The sequence below is a fragment of the Inhella sp. genome (genome assembly GCF_041912635.1).
Classification (GTDB): domain Bacteria; phylum Pseudomonadota; class Gammaproteobacteria; order Burkholderiales; family Burkholderiaceae_C; genus Inhella.
Genome location: NZ_JAYRMO010000040.1, coordinates 39,044 through 48,481, shown reverse-complemented (window position 1 = coordinate 48,481; position 9,438 = coordinate 39,044). Strand labels below are relative to the sequence as shown.

The 9,438-nt window shown below is 69.6% G+C and carries 6 protein-coding genes; 2 read left to right on the top strand and 4 right to left on the bottom strand.

The window, feature by feature from the left end:
• The first annotated feature begins 135 nt into the window (after positions 1-135).
• Both ACE3QP_RS19335 and ACE3QP_RS19330 read left to right on the top strand, forming a co-directional pair.
• Complete coding sequence (locus ACE3QP_RS19335) at positions 136-1,845, top strand: methyl-accepting chemotaxis protein (RefSeq protein ID WP_374438358.1); 1,710 nt, start codon at positions 136-138, stop codon at positions 1,843-1,845.
• 327 nt (positions 1,846-2,172) lie between these two features.
• Positions 2,173-3,021: a hypothetical protein gene (locus tag ACE3QP_RS19330; protein WP_374438356.1), complete on the top strand. Its 849-nt coding sequence runs from the start codon at positions 2,173-2,175 to the stop codon at positions 3,019-3,021.
• Here ACE3QP_RS19330 and cobA read toward each other — a convergent pair.
• Genes cobA through nirB form a run of 4 tightly spaced genes read right to left on the bottom strand, consistent with a single transcriptional unit; the run spans position 2,944 to position 9,288 of the window.
• Positions 2,944-3,735: a uroporphyrinogen-III C-methyltransferase gene (gene cobA, locus ACE3QP_RS19325; protein WP_374438354.1), complete on the bottom strand. Its 792-nt coding sequence runs from the start codon at positions 3,733-3,735 to the stop codon at positions 2,944-2,946. The two genes, ACE3QP_RS19330 and cobA, sit on opposite strands and share 78 nt — an antisense overlap.
• On the bottom strand, positions 3,732-6,467 hold the full coding sequence (locus ACE3QP_RS19320) for a molybdopterin-dependent oxidoreductase (protein ID WP_374438352.1): 2,736 nt from the start codon (positions 6,465-6,467) through the stop codon (positions 3,732-3,734). The genes cobA and ACE3QP_RS19320 overlap by 4 nt, the downstream gene beginning before the upstream one ends.
• A 2-nt stretch (positions 6,468-6,469) precedes the next feature.
• Positions 6,470-6,859: a nitrite reductase small subunit NirD gene (nirD, locus tag ACE3QP_RS19315; RefSeq protein ID WP_374438350.1), complete on the bottom strand. Its 390-nt coding sequence runs from the start codon at positions 6,857-6,859 to the stop codon at positions 6,470-6,472.
• Complete coding sequence (gene nirB / locus ACE3QP_RS19310; protein ID WP_374438348.1) at positions 6,856-9,288, bottom strand: nitrite reductase large subunit NirB; 2,433 nt, start codon at positions 9,286-9,288, stop codon at positions 6,856-6,858. The genes nirD and nirB overlap by 4 nt, the downstream gene beginning before the upstream one ends.
• Positions 9,289-9,438 lie beyond the last annotated feature (150 nt).

Here is a 9,438-nt window from a genome sequence, read left to right as displayed (position 1 = left end):
GTGGGAGCCCGGCTTCAGATCGAAACGCAGCTTTTTGAACTTCGCGACGCTTCATTGACCGGGAACTGCGGCACTCAGCCGCGTGCGCTGTGCCCTCGAAAGCCGTCTGCCGCCCAGACTCCTAGGGAGCCCGCAATGGATTGGTTGAAGCAGATTCGCATCGGTCCGCGCCTGGCCCTGGCCTTCGGGCTCATCCTGGCCCTGCTGGTGCTGGTGGCGGTACTGGGCCGAATCGGTCTCGGCCGCGTCAGCGACGGGCTGGAGACCGTCTACGAGGACCGCACCATCCCCTTGCAGCAGCTGGGCGACATCAGCCGGCTGACCGTGCGCAACCGCTTCCTGCTGGCCGAGATGCTGCAGCGGCCGGACAAGGCACTGATCGAGCGCCACGCCCAGGAGATGTCCGAGAACATCAAGGCCATCGACGAGGTGCAGAAGGCCTACATGGCCACGCAGATGACACCGGAAGAGAAGGTGCTGGCCGACCGCTATGTGGCGGCACGCACGGCCTACGCCCAGCAAGGCCTGGTGCCCACGCGCAAGGCTCTGCTGGCCGGCGACATGGAGGCCGCACGCGCTGTGTACGACGGGAAGGTCAGCGAGATGGCCCCTGAGGTGGCGGCCACGCTCGCCGCCCTGACCAAGCTGCAGGTGGACGAAGCCAAGCGCGAGTACGACCAGGCGCGCAAGACGCAGGCCCAGGTGGAGTGGACCTCGCTGATTGCCGCTCTGGTGGCCCTGGCCCTGGGCGCCTGGCTGGGCTGGTGGATCACGCGCTCGATCACGCAGCCGGTGTCGACCGCGGTGGAGTTGGCCGAGAAGGTGGCGGCCGGCGACCTGCGCAGCGAGATCGAGGTGCGCGGCCGGGACGAGATCGCCCAGCTGCTGCGCGCCCTGGGTCAGATGAATGAGTCGCTGGTGAAGATCGTCGGCCAGGTGCGTCACAGCTCCGATTCAATCGCCACCGGTTCGGCCGAGATCGCCACCGGCAATGCCGACCTGTCGCAGCGCACCGAGGAGCAGGCCTCGAACTTGCAGCAGACGGCAGCCTCGATGGAGGAGATGAGCGCCACGGTGAAGCAAAACGCCGACATCGCCCGCACGGCCACCCAACTGGCCACCTCGGCCAGCGGCGTGGCCGTCAAAGGCGGCGAGGTGGTGGGCCGCGTAGTGAACACCATGGACGAGATCACTAGCAGCTCGCGAAAGATCGTCGACATCATCGGCACCATCGATGGCATCGCCTTCCAGACCAACATCCTGGCGCTGAACGCTGCGGTGGAAGCGGCGCGTGCCGGCGAACAGGGCCGCGGCTTTGCGGTGGTGGCCGGCGAGGTGCGCGTGCTGGCGCAGCGCAGCGCCGAGGCCGCCAAGGAGATCAAGAGCCTGATCAGCCAGAGCGTGGAGAAGGTGGACACCGGCTCGGCCCTGGTGGCCGAGGCCGGCAGCACGATGGGCGAGATCGTCGCCCAGGTGCGGCGCGTGGCGGATCTGATCGGCGAGATCGATGCCGCCAGCGGCGAGCAGGCCAAGGGCATCGGCCAGGTCAGCGAGGCCGTCAACCAGCTTGACCAGGTGACGCAGCAGAACGCCGCACTGGTGGAGGAATCGGCCGCCGCAGCCGAAAGCCTGAAGCACCAAGCCGCCAAGCTGGCCGAGGTGGTGGACGTGTTCAAGCTGCGCGAGGCCCAGGCCCAGGCCCAGCGCGCCACCGCCCCAGCCCCCCGCGCCCGCCCGCCCGCCACGGCACGCCCGGCAGCGGCCAAGCCCGCACCGGCGGCCCGGGTGGCCGCGCAGCCCGCTGCGGCGGCCGCTGGGGCGGGTGGCGATTGGGAATCGTTCTGAAGCTTCACACCGCAAGTGCCGGGTCCTGAGCCCGGCACTTGCTTCCCCTTCCCTCGCACTTCGTCGCAATTCAGCAGCGCGGAAGACAGTTCATCGCCACCATCGCGGCTCCTTGAATGTCTCGGAGCGCCTGCGATGCGCAAAGCACCCGCGCCAAGGCTGGCCGCCCAGGCCCCGCCCGGCTGAACACGCAAAGCGCTGCACCGCGGCGCATCAGCTTCGGCTGAGCGAAGCCCCTCGCGGCATTCAAGACCCGTCACGCACTGGCCCCTTCCCCGGGGCTAGGCCGCGCCATGGCCTTTGAATCAAACCAAACAGGGAGTTCCCATGTCTGTTGTTTCCCGCTTGCAGCGGCGCCCCCGCGCTGCACTCTCCTCGCTGGCCTTGGCCGGCTTGCTGGCCGCCTCGGGCCAGGCCCGCGCCGAGCTCTTTCCCAGCACCGCCACCGAGGTGCAGGCAGCCGGCGCCTGCCGCAGCGAGCTCTGGATCAGCCAGTTCGAGGCCCGCTGGCAGGGCCAGAAGCTGCAGGGCTATACCGGCACCACCGAGCTGGGCTGCGGGCTCACGGATCGGCTCGACCTGCGCCTGGCCGTGAACCATTCGGACAGCGAGTCCTGGCACTCCAACAACGCGCGCTTCGGTGCCCGGCTGCGCCTGCTGGGCAGCGCCAGGGATGCCACGCTCGTCACCCTGGGCGCGAACATCACTGCGGCCGGGTTCGGGGGCTCAGCCGATGCAGACGGCTTCCGCTACCGCAGCCTAGGCATCGACCTGGCCGCGCGCCACGAGAGCGGTGCCCATCGCTTCGAGGGCCGCCTGAGCCACACCCGCCCCCGCCAAGGCCGCAGCTCGGAAGACTGGGCGCTTTCCTACGCCTATGCAATCCACCCCGCGTGGGAGCTGCTGGCGGACACCCGCGGCGGCGCGGGCCTGAAGTCCACGAACGGCCTGGGGTTGCGCTGGAACGCCAGCAATCACTGGCAGTTCGCCGCGCAGCTCGAAATGACCCGAGCCGGCGAAGGCTTCAGCAGCCCGCCGCTCAGCCGCACGCTGGCGGCACGCTGGACGCCGAGCCGGGCCTGGCAGCTCACGGGCACGCTATCGCACCGCCCCGCCAGCAGCCCGACTGACGGCGAGTTCTTCGGTGTGGGGCTGAACCTGCGCCACGACTTCTGAGGCGCGCGCCGCCACCGCCCCGATCACCAGCAGCGCCGGGCTCGCCAGGCCTTCGCGCTGCTGCGTGGCGCTCAAGGTATCCAGAGTGCAGGCCGCCTGGCGCTGCGCCGGGGTGTGGGCGGCGCTGACGATGGCGGCCGGCGTGCGGCGGTCCAGGCCGGCGTCCAGCAGGCGCTGCTGCAGCTCGGCGCAGCGCGCCACGCCCATGTAAATCACCAGGGTCAGGCCACTGCGCGCCAGGGCCGCCCAATCGGGCTCGCGGCAGCCCTCGCCGGCATGGCCGGTGACCAGGATCACGCCCGGGCTGTGGCGCCGGTCGGTGACCGGAATGCCCACCGCCGCCGGGCCGGCGATGCCGCTGGTCAGGCCGCTGACGACCTCGACTTCCAGGCCGGCGGCGCGCAGGGCATCGACCTCCTCGCCGCCACGGCCGAACACGAAGGGGTCGCCGCCCTTCAGGCGCACCACGCGCTGGCCGGCCGAGGCCTCGCGCAGCATCAGCGCGTGGATGAAGTGCTGGTCGGTGGAGATGCAGCCGCCGCGCTTGCCCACGCGCAGCAGCCGGCCCTTGACCAAGGCCAGCACGCGCGGGTCGATCAGGTCGTCGGCCAGCACCACGTCGGCGGCCTCGATGCGCTTGAGTGCGCGCAGGGTCAGCAGCTCGGGGTCGCCGGGGCCGGCGCCGACGAGGGCGACAGGATGGAGGGGGTTCATGCGGGCACTCCTTCACTCATCAGACGGCGCAAGGCGGGCAGGCAGGAGCCGCATTGCGTGCCGCACTTCAGCTCGGCCTGCAGCGCGTCCAGGCTGTCGGCGCCGCCGGCCAGGCAGGCACGGATCTGGTCCTCGCGCACGTCAAAGCAGTTGCAGACCTGCGGGCTGCGCGGCGCGCTCAAGAGCTCGGCCGGAGGCGCGCCGGGGCTGAGCAGCCAGCGGCCCAGCGGGGCGGCGCGCCGGCCCTCCCGCCACAGCGGCTGCAGCCAGGCGGCCTCGTCCTGTTCACCCACGCGTGCAAAGGCCTGCAGCGCCGCCGCTTCGCCCTCGCCCTGCAGGCGCAGCAGGCGCAGACGGCCGCGGCCGGCATCGGCATAGCGCAGCACGCCGGGGCCATCCAGGCCGATGGCAGCCGTCAGGTGGTCGATCAGCTGGGGCTCGGGACGCTCAGCCAGCGCGGCCTCGAAGGCCCAGCCCTGGCGGGTGGCGTCGTCCGTCGGCACCGGCAGGCAGTGGGCAAAGGGAAAGCGCGGCAGCAGGGCGCGCAGGCGTTCGCGCAGCGCGGCGCCTTCCGTCGCGGGCACCCAGGCGCAGGCCGTAAGCCGCCAGGGCAGGCCGGCGCTCTGCACGGCCAACGCGCTGAACTTCAGCTCGGGCTGCTGCGAATCGGGGCAGCGGGCGCCGCTGGTCAGCGCATTGATGCCGGCGCCGGCCAGGAACTCGGAGCCCCAGTGCATGGGCAGATCGGCTTGGCCCGGGGCCACGCCGGCGTCCAGGGCCAGCGGCAGGACGAGCTCGCCGCGCGCGCTCTGCAGGCGCAGCAGCTCGCCCGCCTTCAGGCGGCGGCGCGCGGCGTCCTGCGGGTGCAGCTTCAGCACCGGCGCGCCTTCGTGCGCGAACAGGCCCGGCACGGTGCCGCTGCGGCTCATGGCATGCCATTGGTCGCGCAGGCGGCTGGTGGTGAGCTGCAGCGGGAACTTGGCACTGGCGCTCTCTGCCGGGGCGCGGTAGGGCGTGGCGATGAAGCGGGCGCGGCCGCTGGGGGTGGCAAAGCGGTGGTCGGTGTAGAGCCGGGCCTTGCCGCTCTCTTGATAAGGCCATTGCTGCGGGCCGGTGCGCTCCAGCAGCTCGTAGCTCAGGCCGCCGATGTCGAGGTCGCGGCCGGCTGTGCTTTCACGGTGCTCCAGCCACAAAGCCTCGGGGCTGTCGGTGACAGCGAACAGCGGCGTGCGCTGCGGGTTCAAGGCGGCGTCCAGGCGCAGCGCCACCTCGCGCACGATGGCCCAGTCCGCGCGCGCCTGGCCCGGCGGCGGCACGGCGGCACGCACACGGCTGATGCGGCGCTCACTGTTCGTCACCGTGCCCTCCTTCTCGCCCCACGTCGCGGCGGGCAGAGCCAAGTCGGCGAAGCCCGCCGTCGCGGTGCCGGCAAAGGCCTCCTGCAGCACGACGAACTCACAGCGCTGCAGCGCGGCGCGCACCAGGGCCTGGTCGGGCAGGCTCTGCGCGGGGTTGGTGCAGGCGATCCACAGCGCCTTGATCTCGCCGCGCGCGGCGGCTTCGAACATTGCCATGGCCGTGTGGCCGGGGCCCGGCAGCTCTTCATCCGCACCCAGGCTCCAGAGGGCGGCCACCTCGGCGCGGTGCACCGGGTTCGCCGGGTCGCGATGGCCGGGCAGCAGCGTGGCCATGCCGCCGGCTTCGCGCCCGCCCATCGCATTGGGCTGGCCGGTCAGCGAGAAGGGCCCGGCGCCCGGCTTGCCGATCTGGCCGGTGGCCAGGTGCAGATTGATCAGCGCCGTGTTCTTGGCCGTGCCGCTGCTGCTCTGGTTCAAGCCCTGGCAGTACAGGCTCAAGGCGGCTGGCGCGGTGGCGAACCACTCGGCCGCCTGCCAGATCTCGGCCTCCTTCAGACCGCAGAGCGTGGCGGCGCGTGCCGGGCTCCATTCGCGCACCAGGTCCTTCAAGGACTCGAAGCCCTCGGTGTGCTCGCGGATGAAGCGCGCATCCGTCCAGCCCTGCCAGATGCAGGCATGCAGCAGCGCATGGCAAAGCGCCACATCGGTGCCGGGCTGGATCTGCAGATGCAGATCGGCCAGCTCGGCGCTTTCGGTGCGGCGCGGGTCGATGACGATGAGCTTCTGCCCCGGCTTGTTCGCGCGCCCGGCTTCGAGGCGGCGGAACAGCACCGGGTGCGCCCAGGCCGGGTTGGCGCCGCTGATGAGGATGCAGTCGGCCTGTTCGACGTCCTCGTAGTTGCAGGGCGGCGCATCAGCGCCGAGGCTCTGCTTGTAGCCCACCACGGCCGAGCTCATGCACAGGCGCGAGTTGGAGTCGATGTGCGGCGTCTTCAGCACGCCGCGCGCCAGCTTGTTGAAGGCGCAGTAATCCTCGGTCAGCAGCTGGCCGGAAATGTAGAAGCCGATGGCCTGCGGGCCATGCGCGCGATGGATGCGCAGCAGCTCGGCCACCAGGTGCTCGTTGGCCTGCTCCCAGCCGATGGGCTGCAGCGCGCCGCCGCGTTGGCGGCGGATCTGCGGCTGGCGCAGGCGCTGACCCTGGATCACAACGGGGCTGGCAGTGCGGTGCAGGTTCGCGCCCTTGGTGCAGAGCCGGCCGAAGTTGGCCGGGTGGTCCGGATCCCCACGCACGCCGGTGATCTGCTGGCCGTCGTGTTCGATCACGACCCCGCAGCCAACACCGCAGTACGGACAGGTGCTGCGGGTCTCCATGCTCAGCCCACCGCAATCGGGATGTGTTTGGCGCAGGGTCCGGCCACGGGCGGCGCCAGGTCCAGCGCGTGGGTGTCCAGCTCCTCCTGCAGCAGTTGCACGCTGCCATCCACCACGCGCACCTGGAACACCGGCGTGCAGCCTTCATCGGGCGCCTGGGCCTGGCCGCTGTCCAGGCCAATCGTCCAGTTGTGCAAGGGGCAGGCCACGCCACGGCCGAACACGATGCCCTGGCTCAGCGGCCCGCCCTTGTGCGGGCAGCGGTCCAGCAGAGCAAAGACCTCATCGCTGGCGTTGCGGAACAGGGCCACATCCATGCCCGTGGCGCGGGCCACGCGACGCGAGCCGAGCACGGGGATGTCCTTGATAGAGCAAACAGTCGTCCAAGTCATGCCGGCACCTTTTCAAACTGACGCAGATCGACCTTGGCCTGGTCGAAGTCGAACCAGGGATCGGGTTCACCATCGAGCGCGAACTGAAGCTGCTGCCAGAGCGCCTTGCGCCCTTCAGCGTCGTCCAGGATCCGCTTCTTGACGTAGTCGAGACCGACGCGACCGACGTAATGCACGGTGCGCTCCAAGTACCAGCCCTCCAGCCGGTAGAGCTGCAGGAAGGCGCCGCTGACCTCCAGCACCTCCTCGACCGTCTTGACCTTGCAGAGGAACTCGGCCACCTCGGTCTTGATCCCGCCGTTGCCGGCGACGTAGATCTCCCAGCCCGAATCGACGCCGATCACGCCGACGTCCTTGATGCCGGCCTCGGCGCAGTTGCGCGGGCAGCCGCTCACCGCGATCTTGACCTTGTGCGGCGCATACATGCGCCACAGCGCGCGCTCCAGGTCCTTGCCCATCTGCGTGCTGTCCTGCGTGCCGAAGCGGCACCACTCCGAGCCCACGCAGGTCTTCACCGTGCGCAGGGCCTTGGCGTAGGCATGGCCGCTGGGCATGCCGATGTCCTTCCAGACGGCGGGCAGGTCTTCCTTCTTCACACCCAGCAGGTCGATGCGCTGGCCGCCGGTCACCTTGACGGTGGGGATCTGGTACTTGTCCACCACATCGGCGATGCGGCGCAGCTCGGAGCTTGTCGTCTCGCCGCCCCACATGCGCGGGATCACGCTGTAGGTGCCGTCCTTCTGGATGTTGGCGTGGCTGCGCTCGTTGATGTAGCGGCTTTGCGGATCGTCCTGAGCCTCCTTGGGCCAGGTGCTGATGAGGTAGTAGTTGATGGCCGGGCGGCAGGTGGCACAGCCGTTCGGGGTCTTCCAGTCCAGCGCGTGAAAGACCTCTTCCTTGCTCGTCAAGTGGCCCTTGAGGATGGCGTCGCGCGCGTCCTGGTGGCTGGCGTCGGTGCAGGCGCAGATGGCCTTCTTCTTCGGCGTGGCGGAGTAGTCGCCGCCGGCGGTGAACATGATCAGCTGCTCCACCAGCCCGGTGCAGGAACCGCAACTGGCGGACGCCTTGGTGTGCTTGCGCACCTCATCCAGCGTGAACAGGCCTTTGTCCTTGATGGCCTTGCAGATCGCACCCTTGCTGACGCCATTGCAGCCGCAGACCTCGTCGGCGTCGGCCATCGCCGCGGCCTTGTTCTGGCCTTGGTGGCCCACATCGCCGATGTTCGATTCGCCGAACATCAGCTTGTCGCGGATGTCGGAAATCTTGCGACCCTCGCGCAGCAGCTTGAAGTACCAGGAGCCGTCGACGGTGTCGCCGTACAGGCACGCACCCACCAACTGGTCGCCCTTGATGACCAGCTTCTTGTAGACGCCGGCGAAGGGGTCGCTCATCACGATCTCCTCCGTGCCCTCCCCGCCCATGAAATCGCCGGCCGAGTACAGATCGATGCCGGTGACCTTGAGCTTGGTGCTGGTCTGCGAGCCGCTGTAGCGGCCGATGCCGAACTGCGCCAGATGCGTGGCGCAGACCTTGCCCTGCTCGAACAGCGGCGCCACCAGGCCGTAGGCGATGCCGCGGTGCGCCGCGCATTCGCCCAGCGCGTAGATGCGCGGGTCGGTGATGGTCTGCAGGGTGTCGCTGACGACGATGCCGCGCTGGCAGTGGATGCCGGCGGCCTCGGCCAGGGCCACATTGGGGCGGATGCCGGCGGCCATCACCACCAGATCGGCGGGAATCTCTTCGCCGCCCTTGAACTGCACGGCCATCACACGCCCATCTTTGCCACCGATCAAGGCCTGCGTGCTGGTGCCAGTACGGAACTTCAGCCCGCGCGCCTCCAGCGAGCGCTGGAGCAAGTCGGCAGCGGTCTTGTCGAGCTGGCGCTCCATCAACCAGTCCGAGAGGTGCACCACCGTCACCTGCATGCCGCGCAGCATCAGGCCGTTGGCGGCCTCCAGGCCCAAGAGCCCGCCGCCGATCACCACTGCATGCTGGTACTTCGTGGCCGCGTCGATCATGGCCTCGGTGTCGGCGATGTCGCGGTAGGCGATCACGCCCTCCAGGTCTTTGCCAGGAACGGGCGGGATGAAAGGCACCGAGCCGGTGGCCAGCAGCAGGCGGTCGTACTCCGCGCTGGTGCCGTCCTCGGCAATCACGCGGCGGCGCACGCGGTCGATCTGCGTCACCTTTTTGCCCAGGTGCAGGGTGATGCCGTGCTCGGCGTACCAAGACAGCGGGTTGAGCACGATCTCGTCCAGCGTCTGTTCACCCGCCAGCACGGGGCTGAGCAGGATGCGGTTGTAGTTCGGGTGCGGCTCGGCGCCGAACACGGTGATCTCGTACAGATCGGGGGCGAGCTTCAGCAGTTCCTCCAGGGTCCGCACCCCGGCCATGCCATTGCCCACCAACACCAACTTCATCTTGCGCATCGCGTTCTCCGCTGAGCCTGGTCTGCCTCTTGCAGTGCAAGGGGTGTGCCAGCAAAGAGGCTGGTGCTTTCGATGAAATCTGCCCTAGGCTGAAGCGCAGCGCGCCCCGGCCGGGGTGAGTTCGCACCAAAACAAGGCGTCCAAGCCCCA

What these genes read in the sequence shown, in the direction of transcription:
- cobA (WP_374438354.1), bottom strand. Translation starts at nt 3,735, where the DNA reads ATGAACCCCCTCCATCCTGTCGCCCTCGTCGGCGCCGGCCCCGGCGAC.
- ACE3QP_RS19320 (WP_374438352.1), bottom strand. Translation starts at nt 6,467, where the DNA reads ATGGAGACCCGCAGCACCTGTCCGTACTGCGGTGTTGGCTGCGGGGTC.
- nirB (WP_374438348.1), bottom strand. Translation starts at nt 9,288, where the DNA reads ATGCGCAAGATGAAGTTGGTGTTGGTGGGCAATGGCATGGCCGGGGTG.
- ACE3QP_RS19330 (WP_374438356.1), top strand. Translation starts at nt 2,173, where the DNA reads ATGTCTGTTGTTTCCCGCTTGCAGCGGCGCCCCCGCGCTGCACTCTCC.
- ACE3QP_RS19335 (WP_374438358.1), top strand. Translation starts at nt 136, where the DNA reads ATGGATTGGTTGAAGCAGATTCGCATCGGTCCGCGCCTGGCCCTGGCC.
- nirD (WP_374438350.1), bottom strand. Translation starts at nt 6,859, where the DNA reads ATGACTTGGACGACTGTTTGCTCTATCAAGGACATCCCCGTGCTCGGC.